15 protein-coding genes are annotated in these 18,825 nt (G+C 58.0%); 6 read left to right on the top strand and 9 right to left on the bottom strand.

Annotated features, from left to right (window positions below; all coding sequences use genetic code 11):
• Nucleotides 1-7: 7 nt before the first annotated feature.
• Nucleotides 8-493 carry a hypothetical protein gene (locus tag AVMA1855_RS01030; protein ID WP_284424258.1) on the bottom strand — a complete coding sequence of 162 codons (486 nt, stop codon included), beginning with the start codon at nucleotides 491-493 and terminating at the stop codon, nucleotides 8-10.
• 194 nt (nucleotides 494-687) lie between these two features.
• Here AVMA1855_RS01030 and AVMA1855_RS01025 point away from each other — a divergent pair, with 194 nt between their 5' ends.
• Together AVMA1855_RS01025 and AVMA1855_RS01020 are read left to right on the top strand one after the other, a co-directional pair.
• Nucleotides 688-2,127: a YdgA family protein gene (locus tag AVMA1855_RS01025; RefSeq protein WP_284424257.1), complete on the top strand. Its 1,440-nt coding sequence runs from the start codon at nucleotides 688-690 to the stop codon at nucleotides 2,125-2,127.
• A gap of 196 nt (nucleotides 2,128-2,323) precedes the next feature.
• Nucleotides 2,324-3,289 (top strand): tRNA dihydrouridine synthase, encoded by a 966-nt coding sequence (locus tag AVMA1855_RS01020; protein WP_284395702.1) that lies wholly within the window; start codon nucleotides 2,324-2,326, stop codon nucleotides 3,287-3,289.
• A 114-nt stretch (nucleotides 3,290-3,403) separates the two neighbouring features.
• Here the strand turns inward: AVMA1855_RS01020 and AVMA1855_RS01015 are convergent, their stop codons facing one another.
• The 7 genes from AVMA1855_RS01015 to pilV form a co-directional block, all read right to left on the bottom strand.
• On the bottom strand, nucleotides 3,404-5,074 hold the full coding sequence (locus AVMA1855_RS01015; RefSeq protein ID WP_284424256.1) for a phospholipase D family protein: 1,671 nt from the start codon (nucleotides 5,072-5,074) through the stop codon (nucleotides 3,404-3,406).
• A 194-nt stretch (nucleotides 5,075-5,268) separates the two neighbouring features.
• Nucleotides 5,269-5,847 carry a GspH/FimT family pseudopilin gene (locus AVMA1855_RS01010; RefSeq protein WP_284424255.1) on the bottom strand — a complete coding sequence of 193 codons (579 nt, stop codon included), beginning with the start codon at nucleotides 5,845-5,847 and terminating at the stop codon, nucleotides 5,269-5,271.
• Nucleotides 5,844-6,353, bottom strand: a complete 510-nt coding sequence (locus tag AVMA1855_RS01005) for a type IV pilin protein (protein ID WP_284424254.1) — start codon at nucleotides 6,351-6,353, stop codon at nucleotides 5,844-5,846. The genes AVMA1855_RS01010 and AVMA1855_RS01005 overlap by 4 nt, the downstream gene beginning before the upstream one ends.
• Before the next feature lie 8 nt (nucleotides 6,354-6,361).
• Nucleotides 6,362-10,783 carry a pilus assembly protein gene (locus tag AVMA1855_RS01000; protein WP_284424253.1) on the bottom strand — a complete coding sequence of 1,474 codons (4,422 nt, stop codon included), beginning with the start codon at nucleotides 10,781-10,783 and terminating at the stop codon, nucleotides 6,362-6,364.
• A gap of 10 nt (nucleotides 10,784-10,793) precedes the next feature.
• Entirely contained in the window at nucleotides 10,794-11,432 is a 639-nt protein-coding gene (locus AVMA1855_RS00995) for a pilus assembly PilX family protein (protein ID WP_284424252.1), read from the bottom strand.
• Between the two features lies 1 nt (nucleotide 11,433).
• Nucleotides 11,434-12,465 carry a PilW family protein gene (locus AVMA1855_RS00990; protein WP_284424251.1) on the bottom strand — a complete coding sequence of 344 codons (1,032 nt, stop codon included), beginning with the start codon at nucleotides 12,463-12,465 and terminating at the stop codon, nucleotides 11,434-11,436.
• Entirely contained in the window at nucleotides 12,462-13,139 is a 678-nt protein-coding gene (gene pilV, locus AVMA1855_RS00985) for a type IV pilus modification protein PilV (RefSeq protein ID WP_284424250.1), read from the bottom strand. Before pilV ends, AVMA1855_RS00990 begins: the two co-directional genes overlap by 4 nt.
• A 138-nt stretch (nucleotides 13,140-13,277) precedes the next feature.
• Between pilV and ribD the strand changes: the two genes are divergently transcribed.
• Entirely contained in the window at nucleotides 13,278-14,390 is a 1,113-nt protein-coding gene (gene ribD, locus AVMA1855_RS00980; protein WP_284424249.1) for a bifunctional diaminohydroxyphosphoribosylaminopyrimidine deaminase/5-amino-6-(5-phosphoribosylamino)uracil reductase RibD, read from the top strand.
• 31 nt (nucleotides 14,391-14,421) lie between these two features.
• On the opposite strand, the gene AVMA1855_RS00975 is transcribed toward ribD, so the two are convergent.
• Entirely contained in the window at nucleotides 14,422-14,697 is a 276-nt protein-coding gene (locus AVMA1855_RS00975) for a hypothetical protein (RefSeq protein ID WP_284424248.1), read from the bottom strand.
• A 97-nt stretch (nucleotides 14,698-14,794) separates the two neighbouring features.
• Between AVMA1855_RS00975 and AVMA1855_RS00970 the strand changes: the two genes are divergently transcribed.
• From AVMA1855_RS00970 to pnp, 3 genes are all read left to right on the top strand, one after another.
• A complete protein-coding gene (locus AVMA1855_RS00970) occupies nucleotides 14,795-15,955 on the top strand; it encodes a pyridoxal phosphate-dependent aminotransferase (protein ID WP_284424247.1) in 1,161 nt (386 codons plus the stop codon).
• Between the two features lie 121 nt (nucleotides 15,956-16,076).
• Nucleotides 16,077-16,343: a 30S ribosomal protein S15 gene (gene rpsO / locus AVMA1855_RS00965; protein ID WP_007849123.1), complete on the top strand. Its 267-nt coding sequence runs from the start codon at nucleotides 16,077-16,079 to the stop codon at nucleotides 16,341-16,343.
• A gap of 206 nt (nucleotides 16,344-16,549) precedes the next feature.
• Complete coding sequence (gene pnp, locus AVMA1855_RS00960; RefSeq protein ID WP_284424246.1) at nucleotides 16,550-18,793, top strand: polyribonucleotide nucleotidyltransferase; 2,244 nt, start codon at nucleotides 16,550-16,552, stop codon at nucleotides 18,791-18,793.
• Nucleotides 18,794-18,825: the final 32 nt, after the last annotated feature.

Raw genomic sequence — 18,825 nt, 5'->3', positions numbered from 1 at the left:
TTCCAGGTCACGCCGGCAGCAACTGCTCCATGCGCTCGCGCACGGCGGCAGCGCGTTCGGGGCCGGCCAGCAAGGTGATTTCGTCCAGCAATGCCTCGCTCACGTCCAGCATGCTGTCGCGGTCGCGCGCACCGCGCAGCGCTTCATGGAAATTACGGGCCAGGTCGGCATTGCGCCGTGCGAACATGCGCTCGCAAATGTCGAACAGGTACATGCGCGCACCGGCCAGCGAACGCAGGGCGTTCGAGGGTGCCGGGGCTTCGTTCGTGGCGGCCGGCGCAGTGGAAGGCGCGGGCGCTGTGCTGGGGCTGGCCAGGTAACCCTGGCGCATCAGTTGCTCGACGATCTGGGCGCCGATGCCGTTGTACATGGCCTGCAGGTCCTTCATCGGCCTGCCATCGGCCAGCAGCAGCAGGGAGCGTTCTCGCAGGCTCAGTGTTCGCACGCCGGGGGACAGTTCCAGGCGGGCCTTGTCGGTTCTCAGGAGCAGCATGGAAAGGGCAAAGATCAGGCGGGAGCCTGATTGCAGCGCATTCCCGTGACGTGGCGATGACGCCAGCAGGGCCGCGCGGCTGCGTGCGGCCAATGCACCACGGTTCGTGCGCCGGATGCAGACCTTGAGGCGAAGGCCGGTGGTATTCTCGCGGGCTTCGCCCAGGGGGGAGAAGCATGCTGACGGAACACCCAATGAACAAGAAAACAATGGCAGGCGCCGCCGTGGCGCTGGTTGTCGTGGCCTATGGTGGCGCGACCTGGTATCTGGGCCAACGGGCCCAGTCGAGCTACGAGGAGGCGCTGGTCGATCTGCGCCAGGCCCTGGGCCCGGAGGCCATCGTTTCCGAAAAATACCACAAGGGCTTCTTTTCATCGCAGGCCAAGCTGGTGCTGCAGTGGACCCCGCCCCGCACGGCCGAGCAGGTGGAGGCCAATGTGCCGCCATCCCCGCCGTTGCGCCTGGCCGTGAACAGCACCGTGCACCATGGCCCGCTGGCGGGCCGCCGCCTGGCGGCCGCCGTGGTGGATTCGCGCTTTGCGCTGGAGGGGCTGGACGCGCAGGCCACCAAGGACCTGGCCAAGGTGACCGCTCCCACCCTGACCACCGTGCACCACCTGACGGGCCGGCACGACCTCCATTTCCAGTTGCCCGCGGGTGAAGTCGGCAACGAGGAGATGACGTTGCGTTGGCAAGCCATGGTCACTGACATGACCCTCAGCGGGGACCGCAAACGCGTCAAAGGCAGCTTCCAGTGGCCCGAATTCGCGATGGTCGGAGTGCCCGGCGGTACCCCGGACGAGGACGACGAAGAGGCCAAGCCGGCGGCCCGCATCACCATGGCCATGAAGGGCATGGACGGCACGTTCGAGAACGAAGTGATCGAAGGCATGTGGCTCTTCGGGCCCGGCACCGGCACGGTGCGGCTCGCGGAGATGGACGCCAGCAGCACCCCGGCCGCAGGCGGTGCGGCGACGTCCCTGTTCTCTCTGAAAGAAGTGGCCGGGTCGTCCACGATCGAAAGCAATGGCGCCACGATCAGCATCGCCACTGCGCTCAACGGCAAGGGCAGCATGGGCCCGCTGAATTTCGAATCGGTAGGCTTTGAAGAAAAGTTCCAGCGCATCGATCTGGAAACGATCAAGCGCTTTCAGCAGGCACTGATCGAGACCTACCGCACACAGGGCCTGGCGAGCGCGGCCTCCCAAACGGAAGAGCGCATTCTGGCTTTGCTGGAAGAGAGCGCTCCCCGCCTGGTGGCAGCCCTTCCGGCTTACTCGATGAAACTCATGGCCACCTACCAAGGCCAGCAGGGACAGATCGAATACGGTGGCGAAGTGCAGCGCGCTCCCTCGGCCGAAGAGGTTGCGCAGACGGGCTGGAAGGCCGCGTTGATCAAGGGCTCGATGCTGAATGCCAGCGCGCGTTTGCCCAAGGCGTGGATTGCGCCCATTGCCGAGGCCGCGGGCAAGAAAGACATGAAGAGCGAAGACATGGACGCCATGATCGGCATGGCCCAGGCCGCCGGGTTCCTGCGGCAGGAGGGCGACAATCTCACCAGCGTGGTGAAAATGGAAGCCGGCCAGGTCAAGCTCAACGGCAAGAGCATCGACCTGCCAAAGGGGACTTTCTAAAATAGCGTGCTTCGGTGGCTTCGGCCATCGGTCTGCTGCTCGCCAGGGCCCTTCGGGCCCTTTTTGTTTTTCCGGGCGCCGGGCCGTTCGTGGGGCTGCAGGCAGTCCTTTTCCTTGTCGTTACCTTCATCGGAAATTCCGGATTCACGGCCATGGGCGCTCTGCGCCGGTGGCGCAAAGGCCCATTCACGCTGTCATGACCTTGTTGCTCGCGCCCATGGAAGGGCTACTCGACTTCGTGCTGCGCGACGTGCTCACCCGCGTGGGTGGGGTGGACCGCTGCGTGTCGGAGTTCATTCGCATCACCGGCACCTTGCTGCCCGACAAGGTGTTTCTTCGCTACCTCCCGGAACTGCGCCATGGCGGCAGGACGCTGGCGGGCGTGCCGGTGCGGGCGCAGTTGCTGGGCTCCGATCCCGTCAGCATGGCCGAGAACGCGGCGCGCCTGGCGGCACTGGGACCCGAGGGGATCGATCTGAACTTCGGCTGCCCGGCCAACGTGGTCAACCGCCATGGGGGCGGTGCGGCGCTGCTCAAGGAGCCGGAGCGCATCGCTGCCGTGGTCGAGGCGGTGCGCCGCGCCGTGCCGCCGCACCTGCCGGTGTCCGCCAAGATGCGGCTGGGCTACCACGATGCCTCCCTGGCCCGCGAATGCGCACAGGCCATGCAGGCCGGCGGCGCGTGCGAATTGGTGGTGCATGCGCGAACCAAAGCCGACGGCTACCGGCCACCGGCCTATTGGGAGCAGATCCCCGCTGTGCGCGATGCCGTCTCCATCCCGGTGGTAGCCAATGGCGAGATCTGGACCGTGGCCGATGCGCAGCGCTGCCGTGAGGTTTCGGGATGCAGCGCCCTGATGCTTGGACGGGGCATGGTGGCCGATCCCGGCCTGGCCCTTGCGATCCGCTCGGCGGACGCTGGTGACGCCGACGCGCCTGCATTGCCTTGGTCGGCGCTGCAGCCGCATCTGTCCGATTTCTGGCGTCTGGTCTGCGAAGACCTGGAGCCCCGGCAGCGCGCGGGCCGGCTCAAGCAATGGCTCAACTTGCTGCGCCGGCGGTTTCCGGAAGGCGAGGTGGCGTACCAACAGGTGCGCACCATGACGGATCAACAAGACATCACGCAATGGCTGCAACGGCAGCCGATGCCCGATCCGGCTTGAAACCGAAATGCCCCGGAGGATAGGGCGGACCTGCCTCGGCTGAGTGCGGACAAGACGGTTCCGTCAGGTCGCACCCGGATAAACGGGCCTGCGAAGCAGGCCGCCTGTTTCGCGCTACAACAGGTGATCCGGTGCCAATGGACCCAGGAGCTTCAGCAGCAAACGCAGTCCCAGACCGGTATCGGGGTCCGTCGTGGCGTCTTCGAGGCCGCTGCCCTGGGGGGCTCGCCAAACCAATCCCTGTTCGGTCTTCTCCAGTCGCCAGGCGCCTTCGCGCATGGCGGTTTCGATCTGCTCTGACGCCATGCGGGAGAGGGCCCGGCTTTGGATCAGCAGGGCAATCTCGGTGTTCTGCAACTGGGAGCGCAGATCCAGGTTCATCGAACCCACCACCAGCAGCCGGCCGTCCAGCACCAGCACCTTGGAATGCAGCATCGAACGGGACTCGCCCGTGGCGGCGGCCCCCGATGAACCGAACGTCGCCTTGAGGCCTGCCTGCTCGCTGCGCAGTTCATACAGCTGCACGCCCATGGCCAGCAATTCATCGCGGTGCCGTGCGTAGCCCACATGGGCAACCGGCGCATCGTTGGAGGCCAGCGAATTGGTGAGCACCCGCACTCGGACTCCCCGTGCCACGGCATCGGCAAACGCCTTCTTCATGTCCTCGCCGGGCACGAAGTAAGGCGAAATGATGAGCAGGTCCTGCCGTGCCTGGGCCAGCAACTGCAGAAGGCCGTCCACCACGGTTTCTCCTTGCGCTGCATGTTCTGCAGAGGCCTGGAGCGCCTGCGTCCGCGGTGTCGTGGAAGAGGGCGCGTTGTTGTCGGAATGGGAACCGGATGCGCTCACCTCGACGGCTGCTCCTGGCTTCATGTCGCCCACGGGAATGCCGCGCTCGCCTTCGGCGGGAATCTTCGCGGGTTGGTCCGCCAGCATGGCGGCCGGCGCCCAGACGAAGGCTGCTGAACCGAGGTCCATGGCTTGTTCGTTCCAGACGCGCTCACGTTGCGCCTGCGTGGGTCCATCGCTGGATGGGCGGGGCTCGCCGTCCGGCGGCTTTGGCCCATCCCGCCGGTCGGAGGCCGCAGTGCGCGTCCCTGAAGGGGGGGCGTTGCTGTTGTCACCATCACCCTGTCGCTGCTGTTCGGACGCTGGCGCCTTCGAGGTCTGTTCGCGCAACCTTGCCAGTTCCTGCTGGGTGATGAGCGACTGCACGGGGTAGGCGCGCTGGTTGTTCCAGTAGCTGTCGAAGCTGCGAGACAGATCCTGGACGATGGGGCCCACGGCGAGCACGTCCAGATCCACGAAATTACCCGAATCGGCATTGCCGAAATAGGCATCGCCCAGATTGCGCCCGCCCGTTACGCCCATCACGTTGTCCGCGATGAACAGCTTGTTGTGCATGCGTTGCTGCACCCGGGAAAAATCGGTGACAGAGCCCCACAAGCGCCCCAGCATCGAACCACGCGGCCCAGCGACTGGGTTGAACATTCGCATCTCTACATTGGGCTGGAACGCCATCCCCATGACCAAGGCATTGCGCCCTGTGCTGTGAAAGTCATCCAGGAGAATGCGCACACGCACCCCCCGCCGCGCTGCCGCCGCAATGCGGCGCAGCAACCGCTCGCTGCTGGCATCCGCATGGATGGCGTAGTACTGCAGGTCCAGTGTTTTCTGTGCGTTCTCTACCAGGGCGAGGCGGCTGCCATAGGCTTCCTGGGGGCCGCTGAGCAGGAGAAAGCCGGAGTCGTGTTTTGCATGGGCGGCTTGGCGACGGTCGTCCATGATCCTGGACAAAGACGTGTTGCTGGAAGGTTGCTCCGCTTGCGAGACAGAGCGTTCAACTCTTTCAGGCAGGCCGACACAACCTGAAATGAAGAGCAAAGTGACGAATGCTGAAATACCGCGATGTTTGTACAAACTGGGATGTCTCACTCATTAATATCTTGTGAATGACTCAGATCGATGGCAATTATTATTTAATTTGAAGCCGTGGCGGTACAGTTCAAGTCGCTGGATGGTTTGCAGGATCGTGCTCTTCCAGTCTTTCCAATAATTATTCTACGCATTTCTTCATTTTGCGTGGCGCTGGATACATCATTTCTTTTGATGGTAAGGGTGAGATTGAGGGGAGGCGACCCATCTTTTTTTCTGGAAAATCCAGAGCTATCAAATGCAAGATAAGGGGCAGTGCCGGAAGAAGTACCATTTCCAGAAACGCTGAAATAGCTCGCCAAGGCATCTTGCTTCATCACGGTCACATCTCCGCTTTCGCTATAGAGTTGGTCGCGATCCTTGTCTACAAATACGATCCACCCACTGCCCCAATCGGCACCGCTGGCGGGAATGACATATGCACTGGCATTTTGCTTCATGGCTTCTGCTTTTGCGGTATTGATGGCCACCAACAGAGAATTGGTCAGTGAAGAAAGCTGAGAATTTCGTTGGAAGGACTGGAAACCTGGCACAGCCACCAAAAGCAATATGGCAGCAATCGCCATCGTTATCACCAGTTCAATCAGCGTAAAACCGGACTGTAGTTTTAGTTTTTCACTCATGGCCAGCACAGTCTAGGGTTGCTTGTGTTGCCCGTGCACCTCTTCGTGCCATTGCTCATCAACTCTAAATTACCCACGACTGGGTCTGATTTCACAGGAGTTGCGATCACTCTGACACACTGAGAAATCGGCAAGGTCCCACTGCCTGTAGCGGGGCACGTATTGGCTGACAGCAGATAAGCCGCAGCAGATAGTCCCCCATCGCCAGAAAAGGTTTTAAAGGGAACCGTTGAAGCCGTGACCCCCCCGCACGCTGTAGATGGCGAGGGTGCGAGGGCAGTGACAGTGCCACTGCTATTGCTGAATGCCAAGTAGCAGTTATTTTGGGTCATGTATCGCTCCTGTTGCTGCAGAAGCTCTGCCAAGGCGGCTCGCCCCTGCGCTCGCCGCCCTTTCAGAATGGAGTCGTTGTAAGCAGGATAAGCAACTGCTGCCAGAATGCCTATCACCGCCACCACAATCATGAGTTCTATCAGAGTGAAACCCCGGTTTGCTTGAGCTTTCATGGCGTGACTCAATTGTTTTTCATGTCTTGGTAGTTATTGATCTGGCGCCAGCTTAGTCGGCCGACGGCCTCCGTGATACTGACGACTTGCGTGCTTGTACTGACACCGGATTGCCCGATGGTCGTGCTCCTCAAGGTGGTTGTTCTCCAGCCCCGACCGGTGCTGTCGAGTGGAGCTGGCGGGGTTTCGGATTCATTCACAAAGAACATGCTCGGTCCCAGCAGACCTACGGTCGATAGGTTGTATTTTCCTGACCCATCGCCAATATTGACCACATAGGCATTGCTAGTTCCAAGCGTGGGGGAACAACTTCCAGTAACTCCAGCGGAGCCAGGAATGATTGTATTGAAAGTTGCAAAAAGATTGCCTTGGTCACCAATCGCGCTGATCAATTTTTCTCCAGTAACCGGCATATCAAAATACCAACCGGAACGTTGTGTCGCATCGGTATCCGACATGGCCCGGCCCCATTTGAATGCACCAACCGTGATGACCCTCGTGCCGGTATTGATGGCGCCTTGTTTCAGCCGCGCCCGCCCACTGATGACACTTGCTGCGGCAGGAGAGTTGTCTGCAGTCGTAGTCCCGTTGTCGTAAACGGCATAGAAGCTGTTGGTTGCGGTCGATGTATTGTCCGCGGTTTCTATATATTTCCCTGTGCCGAAGGTCACATAGAAGGTTTCCAGGCCGGATACCGCCGGTCCCGAGAATATGGCCGGTGCTGCAGTAATGGGTTGGATGGTATTGCTCGAATCTTTGGCAATATACAAGGGGTAGGGTACAGGCGACCCTGCAGTGCCCTTGTTGAATGCCGTCAATTTATTTATATTCCAATCACTGGTAGGCTGGTTTTTCGAAAAATCCAGTTTCCAGAGGTTGCCGTGAAAGTCGCCCATGTAGATTTGCGTGACTTCTCCAGCACTGCCCCAGAGCGGTTGAAAATTGGCAAGTCCGGTTGCTTTCCCTGCACTCAGCGTACTATCAATGGGCAAAGAGATCTTGAAATAGTTGGTTCCCAAGGTCCAGGAGGTCCCAGGCTGCTTGTCCAGTGCCAGCAAAAACAGGGCAGGCTGTCCAGTCGCGCTGAACACCCCATTGACGTCTGGCACATAGTTGTTAGCTCCGCTCGCCACCACTGCAAACCACCGATAGGTGCTGGTGCTGGAGCTTCCACTGGTTTTCAGTTTTAGTATCTGCGGCTTTCCAATCACCTGGCCCATGTCGGCGTCATCGGAACGCTTGAATTCCCACATGACGTTGGAGGCGGCAAAGGTGGAGGGGTCAGACACGTCCAATGCAAAAACCCCGGATCCTCCACCCCCTGTTCCCGAAACCAGAACGGTTTTCCAGTCGGATGCTGTGCCATTGAACGCCACTTGCGCCTCTCCCACGACTGGGGGGGCATCGACATAGCTTTGATGGTTGGTCACATAGCTGGTGTTTGTCAATGCCGAGAGCTTGGGACCCATCCAGCTGGGAATATAGGCAAACAATTCGTCGCCAGTGCCCGCATTGAATGAATGTAGCATGCCGTCATTTGCCCCCGCAAAAACGGCCGGCGTGCGATTGATATAGTTATTACGGAAGGCGACATACCCAGCGCCGGAATAGGCTGCAGTAGGCGCACCTGAGTAAACGACGCTGGAATTGACGATGTCTCCAAGCAATGAGCTGCGCACCCGGAAAGGGTTTCCTTCCTTGGTTCGATCCCCTCTTAAAAAGCTGACACGTGCCGAACCTTGCCCATCTGAAGATGCGGTAGGTTCTGCTTTATTGAGATAGCCTTGTAAGGCGCTTTCAATCGTTGCCCAAGTAAATGACGTCGCCACTGGATTGGCGTTTCCAGCAGTATTGCCTACAAAAATCTTGCGATTAGCAGCAGGTGAAGCCATCACCGACAGGCGATCCGAAGCGCTCCAGTTTCGGGAGCTCAAGTTGAGGCTCGTTCCAGAAGCAGTTAGAGGTTCGGCAACCACATCCCCGCTCCAGTTGCTGGTATCAAACTTGGCAGAGTACACCACGCTTCCCGATGAACTGCTGATGGTTGTGGAAGAGGCCGAACTGCCTGCAATGCTTCTGGCCTCGCTTGCAGCCCTGCTGAAAATATCGTCAAAGGCTGAAAGCACACCACGTGCACTACTTTGAAGATAGTAAGTGCCAGCCTCGCCAGGATCATTTTGCTTTTGCCAAACATTGTTGTCGTTGGTACCGTCTTGGCGTTTGAAAGGATTGCCATAGGTGTTGTACGGCCTGGCTGCAGCGTTGCTGGGATCCGATTCGAAGCCGCCATACTTGGAGGCCATGAAAAACTGATTGGCAAAACGGCGTGTCGAGACGTTATTTTGGTCCCCGTACTCGTTGACGTCGAAAAGGAACGTTTTGACTCGGAGTCCTGGGCGCTGTTTTGCGGGTTTTGCGGTCCAATCGGATCCACGGATGTCGTGTGTGTGAGACCAATATGCCGACCCCATGATCTGGCTGGTTTGGGTGCCACCCGGCACGCTACCGTTGGCTCCATTGGGGTTGCCAGTGGTTCGGTTCACATTTTGACCATCTTGATATGTAGTCGCTTGATTTCGCTCAAAAGCTTGAACCGTGCTACGCCATGCATTGATGTTCGGAATATTGTTTGCCAAATCAGGCGTTGGCAGTCTATTTCCATCATGGGTATTCACATCTCCAATGACGACCACATTGCTTTTCAAGCAAGAATAATTCGATGCATTGCTTCTGTTGTCATATGGGTCGGTCCAGGTTGCGTAAACCGGATAGCCGTCGTACATATCATTTGAAATATTGCTCGTTGCAGCGTCGCTTGGCTGCAAGCCTTGCAGGTATCTGATCGTCTCGTAATGGAGTTCACCGACGGGGTCATATATTTTGTAGCGACCCGGCACAGGTCCGGTTCTGCCAAATTTGTTCAGATAATTAATGACACCGCTGATGTTCGGAGTTTGACTGGTATCATTGTCTGGGTTGGAGAGGAATACTCCATTGTTGGCATTCCATTCTGCATTCGGGTTCCCGCCGCTTGGAGTATTGTCCTGTCCCGTGGTGCTGAAGGTTTTGCTGCCGACATATTTCATCGGTGCACGAAGTACCCCACCATAGCGGCCGTTGTTGTAGCTTGCTGTCTGGTCCATAAGATAACCAAAGGCAGCCAATCGCATCTGGTCACTGTACTTCTGAATAACACCGGTTGGTTTGTAATTGCCGTTAGGATACTGCCTACACAAATTGTATGCAGCACGCACATCCTGCAAAACGCCAGAGGTGGTATTGCAGACTTGGACGCGGGCATAGAAAAAGCCATCGCTGTTCAAGTTTGCATTCACAGGCGGTGTCCACGATCCGCTATAGTTTCTGTAGTAACACTGCTTAGCAGTGCCGCTCTTCGGGTCGCCAAAGATGTCATTGGTACAAGCGACGCCATTCGATGCGGGCGCCACCTTCCAGTAATTCACACCATTCACCTTGACTCCGTACCAAACTTCTTTGGTGCCCGTAAAACTGCATGTGTTGTTTTCAGTAGCGCACTGCGTGGTACCGCTGGGTAGAGCGGCCGATGAGTCGCTAACTGGTCCCACGGATGAGTTGGCTGTTGGTGCTCCCAATTTATATGACGCAGGCCCATTAGAGCAATTACCGGTATTGGAGGTGCCAAAGTAGACCCGATTTAAAGTATTCGCGACCCAGATATCGTTGCCGTTAGCCGCCGAGATCATTGCCGCAGGAACGGCTCCCCAATATGAACCCGCTCCCCCGCCATCTTTTTGCAGTTGTTTGGCAGGAAAATTACTGGTATTCCACATGCAGACCGGATCCCCATTGGGTATAACGGCACGCTGGAGTATGGTGAGTGAAGAGTTTGTAGTAGCCGTATCAATGTATCTGTCGCCGCCCGATAATGCCAAACGGAGCATATCAATGGCTGAACTGCTGGCCCAGTTCAAAAAGTTGCCGCTGAATGCGTTAGTACATTTTCTTGCAGTTGCCGCACCACTGCGATCGAAGCGCTTGTAGTCTGCCGTTGTCAAGCCGCTTGCAGGTGTTTCCGATGGAGAATCATTGTATACATAGCAACTTTCCGCGTCATAATATCCCAAATACTCATTTAAATTAGAATAAGTATTGTCTGTGGTGCCCCCTGATGGGTATTGTGAGCCCACCGTTGGGTATTCAACGGATAAAGCCAGAGCCAAAGTGGGCTTATCCACTGCCGCCGCTGCGTACAAAGGATCTGCGGAAATATTGATTGCGGGTATGGAAGGCGGAGTGCCTGCGCTGAATGCAACGAATGAAATGGTTGCCATAATAGGTACGGCTGCTAATGCAATCCATTTTGCAGAAGACGAGTTTTTAATGATTTCTTTGAATTCTGTAATTATTTTCACTGCCGTTGCAGGTCTGGTGGAAACAGAGTTATTCATATAGGCCTCATCAATTTCTGAAAATAACTTGTGATACGGTCTGGGTGTCCGCATTCGGGCCAAATCCCATTGCAGTTATTCTGTATATATATTTGACGTCTTTTGGGTCTTTGGTGCGGGACATGGAGGGATCTGGGATGGGCTCTATGACATAGCGGGGAGGCTGTGCGGGTTGAATTCCTGCATTGCCTGAGGGAAATGTCCGTCCTGTATAAGTCCCGAATACAGTCGTCGGGGCGTTGTTTGCTGTAATCGTGAAGTCCACGGATAACCAAGCAGGCTTGCCTGTGGCGTTGAGAGCGCACAGACCGATTGTGTTTCCAGATGTTCCGCAGTCCTGCGTAAATTGCGAGATATTTGTGCTGCCCCGTTTGAATATGCTGTTTCTTTTGGTGGAAGAACTGGCTGGCTGTCCCAGAATGTCGAATTCTGCGTCCATCAAGGCAGCTTCGGTGGATTGCCAGGCGATTTGAGTATCCCGATCATTTCGAGTGCCACGCTCCGCCATCATCGATATCTGCACTCCTGATATTCCCAATATGGAGACAATCACCAACAACAGCATCACTACAATTAATGACGCTCCTCGTTCTTTTGAAGATCGAGGTAACACTGTTAATTTCACAGATAAATCTTGGAATTTCAGCATGCTAATTGTCCTGTTGATAGTTGCGCAGGTGTACCGTGAAGGTAACGGTTTGCCGCAATCTTCCATCGGATGACGTGAAAACGGTGCCTGGATCATTGCTTGCGTCTGCCAGGCCGCTGCCTATTGCGCCAGAACTGGAGCCTTTGGCGATACCCAGCGGATAGAGGGTTTGAGAGCTCTTGTCAATAGCCGAGCCGCTAGGGCCTCTGATTACCATGCCGATGCGCAGGCTCCTGACGCGCCTCCAGTTGGAATAGCTGACGGCCGCATTTGACGTGTTGGTGATCTGGTCGGCCCTTAAATAACGCTCAGGCCCATTTTCTGGCGAACTTGCTGCACTGGCCGGCAAAGTGGCATTGTTTGGACCGATGCCATCAACCCCGTAAAGCACTTGAAAGTTTTCCACGCCCCTGATCAAAGGCTCCGCTTCCAGAGAACCGGTTGAACCGATATGGGTGCACATGAGAGACGGTTCACCGTCTTGTCCAACACCAACGTGCAAAATGCTCAATATGCGGTCGTATCTGTCAATGGGTACCGCTGACGGTGCCACACCCATGCAATCAATCATGGTTTGATCAGAAGTGGTCGCTGTTGGCACGAGCTGACTGGTTTGATTTCTCAGCACCAAAATGTCGCTGCCGGCCCCCACCGCAGAACCCCAGTTGGAGCTTTCATCCCACGCGTTGGTTTCGCTGCGTTTTTGATTATTAATCCCGTAAACATTCGGTGGTGGATTTGATTCGATTCCGGCCGTACTGTTGGGTACAGGGGTCGCAGCATCTCTCACGTCCTTGTATCCCGCCTGTACCCCTAAGCGCTGAATAAGATCGACGGCAAATCTACCGTTATCCCGGAGTTGTGAGGCTGCATCGACGCTGCTGAAGCCCTGCCTGGATACCACCAATGCGGCCACCGCCGCCAGTACAATCAGCAGGCTGATGACCATTGCTACCATCAGTTCGATAAGGGTCAAGCCCTTTTGTCGATGTTTGGCAGCTAAATAATTCTGCATGAAATCATTCTTTTTCATATCGAACTGGCGTTGCCACTGGTCACTGGAAAAATAATATAGGGAACGCTTGTTGAACTGCTCGCCTGCTCAAGCAAGTCGCTCCCAGTTTTGCTTCTATCAGTAGAGTTACGGGTCCATCCAATCTTTATGACGGCAATCTCATTTGCATTTGTTCCAGCAGTAGGACATGTCCATCGAGGAATACCGTTGCTGTCGTATGGAGCACTGTCAAAACAGATAACCACACGGGCTCCAGGCAGGGTGTTGTCTACCCTGGCGAGCCAATCCGTCATTTCTGCGTTGGCAATATCAGTTGCGGACGAGCAACCTGTGGCCGCATTGCCCACGCTCAGGCAATACGATGGAGTGGCTGGGACCATGGAGCCGCTAGAGAGAGATACCAGATACGGGTTGTCAGCAGTTGCCGTCTTGACGCCGACTTCTTTGTTGCCCCGCATCATTTCGGCCAGTTCCCTCGCCAACATCGCAGCTTGTGCTTGCAATCGAGCCTCTCTGTTCGACTGCAGTGCAAAAGCCTGCATGCCAACCAAGCCCAGCATGCCGAAAGACAGCACCATGATCGCGACCAGGACTTCAACCAAGGTAAAGCCTAGAGATTGCCTGATGGGTCGTGGACGGAAAGGGGTTTTGGCGGCCAGCCTGGGCGTCGGTAACAGGGCAGGGAATGTCATGTGCGAATGTTACGGAGGTCTCCTCCAGTTCACCCACCCATCCTGTGCCGTTGGCGCCATAAGGCTGACCGTTTGGCGGCAGAATGGGCGGCTGCCCGCCAAACCGTGGCATCCAAGACTGGAGTTTCCTCAAGCCGTATGAACAAGTTAGCAGAGCCAAACTTCATGGGGAGGGCATTGGAGTTGGCGCAGCAAGGCCTCTTTCGTACCTCGCCCAATCCACGCGTCGGCTGCGTGATCGTGGATGCTTCTGGCACGGTGCTAGGCGAAGGATCTACGCAGCCGGCAGGGCAGGCGCACGCGGAAATCACGGCGCTGCGCGATGCCCGTGAGCGTGGCTTGTCGGTAGAAGGGGCCACTGCCTATGTCACTTTGGAGCCCTGTTCGCATCATGGGAGAACCGGCCCATGCTGCGATGCTTTGGCTGACGCGGGATTGAGCAAGGTGTTTGCCTCCATCACCGATCCCAATCCCATGGTGGCGGGGCGGGGGGTGAGCAAATTGCGCGAGCGTGGCGTGGAAGTAGACGTGGGCCTTGAAGCGAAAGCATCCCGCGAGTTAAACCTTGGCTTTTTCAGCCGCATGATCCGCCGACGCCCCTGGGTTCGCATGAAGGCGGCTGCCTCTCTGGATGGCTTGACGGCCTTGCATGGAGGTGAAAGCCAATGGATCACGTCGCCCTTGGCGCGCTCCGATGGCCATGCCTGGCGTGCGCGGGCGTGTGCGGTGTTGACTGGCATCGGCACCGTTCTGGCGGATGATCCACGGCTGGATGTCCGGGAGGTCGAGACTCCTCGCCAACCTGACCTGATTTTGTTGGACAGTCAGTTGAGGGTGCCACTGCACGCGGCCATTTTCAAAGCCGAGCGCCGAGTTTTTATTTACACGGCCATTCAGAACCCTGAAAAAGAAGCGCTGCTGGCCTCACTCGGGGTCACCGTGTTGCATTTGCCCAATGCCGAGGGTCACATCGACCTTGCTGCCCTGATGTTGGATCTGGGTCGCCTGCAAATGAATGAAGTGCATGTAGAAGCGGGCAGCCAGTTGAATGGCGCGTTGCTGCAATCGGGGTTGGTGGACGAGGTGCTGCTTTATCTGGCACCCAAATTGTTGGGCCCTGGATTGGGCATTGCCCAGCGGACTGCACTGTCCAGGCTATCCGATGGAACCGATATGACATTTCAATCGGTCGATATGGTTGGCCCGGACCTGCGCGTGGTCGCGCGGCTGTCCGGCCACGCTGATTTTTAAGATCCGATTTTCGCCTCGGCTTCTTGAAAGCTCATGGCTTGGCATATCCAAGACACGCCCCGGCGTTCGGTCGCCCTTTGCATTCTCTGTACAGCCTGCGATCGCGTTCGGCAGTCGACTCTTCGGAGGCGCTGCGCGGGGTGGACGTTTTCAGCTTGACCGTGTTCTTTCTTTTGTTGCCCTGCGCTGAATTCGAAGCATGGGTTGTTGTCGCTGCATGGGCCTCAAGCGTATTCATGCCGAGTGAGACTCCGGCGCAAAGCAGGAAGGCAAATCCTGCAAGGTGTTTGGCGGTTCGAGTGGGCATGGGTTCCTCCCTGGGATTTTGATTTCAGGATATTGTGGCGCAAGAGCATGGTGGAAGCCGCTACGATGCCCGCTGATCTTTTGCTCTGGAAGTTTCGATGCGCGCTACCGTCATCCACCTTGAAGAATCCAAAATCCGTGAAGTGGCCAACGCGGGAATGGGCCGCAGCGATGTGCTTGCTTTCTGGTTCGGCGAAAGCGATGAGGTCACCCCCGAGCCTGTGCGGCGGGCGGCCATGGAATCTCTTGGGCGGGGAGAAACCTTCTACTCACATAACCTGGGGCTACCCGAGCTGCGCAGTGCGATCGCCTCGTACACGAGTGCATTGCATGGGCCGATCGCTGCAGAGCGGGTGGCCGTGACCTCGGGCGGGGTGAACGGGCTGATGCTGTCCATGCAGGCGTTGCTCGACCCTGGCGACGAGGTGGTGGCGGTGACGCCGGTGTGGCCCAACCTGACGGCGCAGCCACAAATCATGGGCGCGCGGCTGCGATGCATTCCGTTGCGGCCTCAGCCGGGGGGCGCATGGGTGTTGGGCATGGATGCGCTGCTGGCTGCCATCACCCCCTCCACGCGTTTGCTGATCGTGAATGCACCCAACAATCCCACGGGCTGGACGCTCACGCGCGACGAGCAGCGTCAAATCGTTCAGCACTGCCGTACGACGGGCACGTGGATACTGGCCGACGAGGTGTACGAGCGGCTTTATTACGACGATCCATCCAACTCGGTGTGTGCGCCCAGCTTTCTGGATCTGGCAGAGGCTGAGGACCGATTGGTCGTGGTGCAGAGCTTTTCCAAAAGCTTCCTCATGACGGGCTGGCGTCTGGGTTGGCTGGTCATGCCGGCGGAAATGACCCATCACATGGGCAAGCTCATCGAATTCAATACCTCGTGCACCAGTGTCTTCACCCAGCGGGCGGGAATTGCGGCTTTGCAGCATGCGTCAGAAATCACGCCCCGTGTCGTCTCTCATCTTCAGGTGTGCAGGGATGCGTTGGTTCCCTTGCTGCAGGCGCTGCCGGGCATTGAGGTCGCCAGTCCGCGTGGCGGCATGTATGCGTTCTTTCGGCTCACCGGCCAGGGCGACTCTCTGGATTTGGCCAAGCGGTTGGTGCGGGAAGCCGGTTTGGGGTTGGCACCGGGCAACGCGTTCGGTCTGGAGGCGCAAGGATTGTTGCGTTGGTGCTTTGCCTCCCGCGATCCTGAGCGGTTGGTGCAAGGGGTGCAACGGCTCAAAACATGGCTCGGGGTATAATCGCTAGGTTTTGCATGGTGCAAGACGCACGCTTGTGGCCATTCCAGCCGCTTGCGCAAGTAAGACAGGGGCAGGGCAGCCATGCGCTGCAATCACCGGCCCCGCAATTCAAGGAAAACCAATGATCGCATCCTCTATCAAGGCCGAAGTCGTCAAGGCCAACGCCCGTGCTGCCAACGATACCGGTAGCCCGGAAGTTCAAGTGGCCCTTCTGACGGCCCGTATCAACGAACTGACCCCTCACTTCAAGACCCATGCCAAGGATCACCACGGTCGCCGTGGCCTGCTGCGCATGGTGAGCCGCCGCCGCAAGCTGCTGGACTACCTGAAGGCGAAGGACGCTGAGCGTTATACGGCATTGATCGCCAAGCTGGGTCTGCGCAAGTAAGCGCATTCGCATGCCGAAACGCCTGGGTTAGCACGCTAGCTCAGGCGTTTTTTACTTCGGAGCCGCAAAACAGAGCGAAGCTGTGTCATTCCAATGGCCTTGTTCCATCGAGTAAAAGGGCAGGGCCACTGGAATGGCATCGTGTTCTGAATTGCACTCCTTTGCAGGCTGGTTCTGTGTAGCCAGCGATTAAAAATGGAGCAAACATGAGCATTTTCAATAAAGTTACCAAGTCCTTCCAATGGGGCGACAAGACCGTCGTCATGGAAACGGGCGAAATCGCCCGCCAGGCGTCCGGCGCCGTGCTGGTCAACATCGATGACACCGTCGTTCTGGCCACGGTGGTGGGCTCCAAGACCGCCAAGCCCGGGCAGGACTTTTTCCCCTTGACGGTGGATTACATCGAGAAGACGTACGCTGCCGGCAAGATCCCTGGCAGCTTCTTCAAGCGCGAAGCCAAGCCCAGCGAGCATGAAACGCTCACGAGCCGCCTGATCGACCGCCCGATCCGCCCTCTGTTCCCCGAAGGCTTCTTCAACGAAGTGCACGTGGTCATCCATACGGTGTCGCTGAATCCTGAAGTGGATGCGGACATCGCCGCCATGATCGCCGTGAGCGCTGCGCTCTCCATCTCCGGCATCCCGTTCAACGGCCCGATCGGTGCGGCTCGCGTGGGCTACATCAATGGCGAATATGTGCTGAACCCCGGCCAGGCGGCCCGCAAGAATTCCCAGATGGACCTCGTGGTGGCGGGCACCGAAGCTGCCGTGCTGATGGTCGAGTCGGAAGCGCAACAGCTGTCCGAAGAGATCATGCTGGGCGCCGTGGTGTTCGGCCATGAGCAGGGCAACATCGCGATCAACGCAATCCACGAATTGGTGCGCGACGCTGGCAAGGCCGTCTGGGACTGGCAGCCGCCAGCCAAGGACGAGCCCTTCATCGGCAAGGTCAACGCCCTGGCGGAAGAAAAGCTGCGCGCGGCTTATCAGATCCGCAGCAAACAGGCCCGCACGCAGGCCTTGCGCGAAGCCACGGCTTCGGTGCTGTCGGCTTTGAAGGCAGAAGGCGCCGAGTTTGACGCCGTCAAGGTCGAAGGCCTGTTGTTCGACATCGAAGCCAAGATCGTTCGCAGCCAGATCCTGGCGGGCGAGCCCCGCATCGACGGCCGCGATACCCGCACGGTCCGTCCCATCGAAATCCGCAATGGTGTGCTTCCCCGCACCCACGGTTCCGCCCTGTTCACGCGCGGCGAAACCCAGGCACTGGTGGTTTCCACGCTGGGTACCGAGCGGGACGCCCAGCGCATCGATGCGCTGGCCGGCGAGTACGAAGACCGCTTCATGATGCACTACAACATGCCTCCCTTCGCCACGGGTGAAGTGGGTCGCATGGGGTCGACCAAGCGCCGCGAAATCGGCCACGGCCGTCTGGCCAAGCGCGCGCTGGTGGCGGTGCTGCCGACCAAGGAAGAGTTTCCTTACACGATGCGCGTCGTGTCTGAGATCACCGAGTCGAACGGCTCTTCCTCGATGGCTTCGGTGTGCGGCGGCTGCCTGTCGCTGATGGATGCCGGCGTGCCGATGAAGGCGCACGTGGCGGGTATCGCCATGGGTCTGATCAAGGAAGACAATCGTTTTGCCGTGCTGACCGACATCCTGGGCGACGAGGATCATCTGGGCGACATGGACTTCAAGGTGGCCGGCACCACGGGTGGCATCACCGCGCTGCAGATGGACATCAAGATCCAGGGCATCACCAAGGAAATCATGCAGGTCGCACTGGCGCAAGCCAAGGAAGCGCGCCTGCACATCCTGGGCAAGATGCAGGAAGCCATGGGCGAGGCCAAGACCGAGGTCAGCAACTTCGCACCGAAGCTGTTCACGATGAAGATCAACCCCGAGAAGATCCGTGACGTGATCGGCAAGGGCGGTGCGGTGATCCGTGCCCTGACGGAAGAAACCGGCACGCAGATCAACATCGACGAAGACGGCACCATCACGATCGCATCCACCGACAGTGCCAAGGCAGACGAGGCCAAGCGCCGCATCGAGCAGATCACGGCGGAAGTCGAGATCGGCAAGATCTACGAAGGCCCCATCGTCAAGATCCTGGACTTCGGAGCATTGATCAACCTGCTGCCCGGCAAGGACGGCCTGTTGCACATCAGCCAGATCGCTCATGAGCGTGTCGAGAAGGTGACCGACTATCTGACCGAGGGTCAGATCGTCAAGGTCAAGGTGCTGGAGACGGACGAGAAGGGTCGCGTCAAGCTGTCGATGAAGGCTTTGGCCGATCGCCCCATGGGCGACAGCGGCGGCCGTCCTGCACCTGCCGAGCGAGGTGAGCGCTCGGACCGTGGCGAGCGCCGTGAGCGCCGCGACGGTGCCGATCAGCAGCAACAGCAACAGTCCCTGGCTTCCGGCGAGTCGTCGGGTCAGATGGACGCCTGAGCCCCAACGCGATTGAAATGAGCGCTGCCGGC

This window comes from Acidovorax sp. SUPP1855 (assembly GCF_030158955.1).
Classification (GTDB): Bacteria; Pseudomonadota; Gammaproteobacteria; order Burkholderiales; family Burkholderiaceae_C; genus Paracidovorax.
This window is presented reverse-complemented; position numbering and strand designations above follow the sequence as displayed.

What these genes read in the sequence shown, in the direction of transcription:
- AVMA1855_RS01030 (WP_284424258.1), bottom strand. Translation starts at nt 493, where the DNA reads ATGCTGCTCCTGAGAACCGACAAGGCCCGCCTGGAACTGTCCCCCGGC.
- AVMA1855_RS01025 (WP_284424257.1), top strand. Translation starts at nt 688, where the DNA reads ATGAACAAGAAAACAATGGCAGGCGCCGCCGTGGCGCTGGTTGTCGTG.
- AVMA1855_RS01020 (WP_284395702.1), top strand. Translation starts at nt 2,324, where the DNA reads ATGACCTTGTTGCTCGCGCCCATGGAAGGGCTACTCGACTTCGTGCTG.
- AVMA1855_RS01015 (WP_284424256.1), bottom strand. Translation starts at nt 5,074, where the DNA reads ATGGACGACCGTCGCCAAGCCGCCCATGCAAAACACGACTCCGGCTTT.
- AVMA1855_RS01010 (WP_284424255.1), bottom strand. Translation starts at nt 5,847, where the DNA reads ATGAGTGAAAAACTAAAACTACAGTCCGGTTTTACGCTGATTGAACTG.
- AVMA1855_RS01005 (WP_284424254.1), bottom strand. Translation starts at nt 6,353, where the DNA reads ATGAAAGCTCAAGCAAACCGGGGTTTCACTCTGATAGAACTCATGATT.
- AVMA1855_RS01000 (WP_284424253.1), bottom strand. Translation starts at nt 10,783, where the DNA reads ATGAATAACTCTGTTTCCACCAGACCTGCAACGGCAGTGAAAATAATT.
- AVMA1855_RS00995 (WP_284424252.1), bottom strand. Translation starts at nt 11,432, where the DNA reads ATGCTGAAATTCCAAGATTTATCTGTGAAATTAACAGTGTTACCTCGA.
- AVMA1855_RS00990 (WP_284424251.1), bottom strand. Translation starts at nt 12,465, where the DNA reads ATGAAAAAGAATGATTTCATGCAGAATTATTTAGCTGCCAAACATCGA.
- pilV (WP_284424250.1), bottom strand. Translation starts at nt 13,139, where the DNA reads ATGACATTCCCTGCCCTGTTACCGACGCCCAGGCTGGCCGCCAAAACC.
- ribD (WP_284424249.1), top strand. Translation starts at nt 13,278, where the DNA reads ATGAACAAGTTAGCAGAGCCAAACTTCATGGGGAGGGCATTGGAGTTG.
- AVMA1855_RS00975 (WP_284424248.1), bottom strand. Translation starts at nt 14,697, where the DNA reads ATGCCCACTCGAACCGCCAAACACCTTGCAGGATTTGCCTTCCTGCTT.
- AVMA1855_RS00970 (WP_284424247.1), top strand. Translation starts at nt 14,795, where the DNA reads ATGCGCGCTACCGTCATCCACCTTGAAGAATCCAAAATCCGTGAAGTG.
- rpsO (WP_007849123.1), top strand. Translation starts at nt 16,077, where the DNA reads ATGATCGCATCCTCTATCAAGGCCGAAGTCGTCAAGGCCAACGCCCGT.
- pnp (WP_284424246.1), top strand. Translation starts at nt 16,550, where the DNA reads ATGAGCATTTTCAATAAAGTTACCAAGTCCTTCCAATGGGGCGACAAG.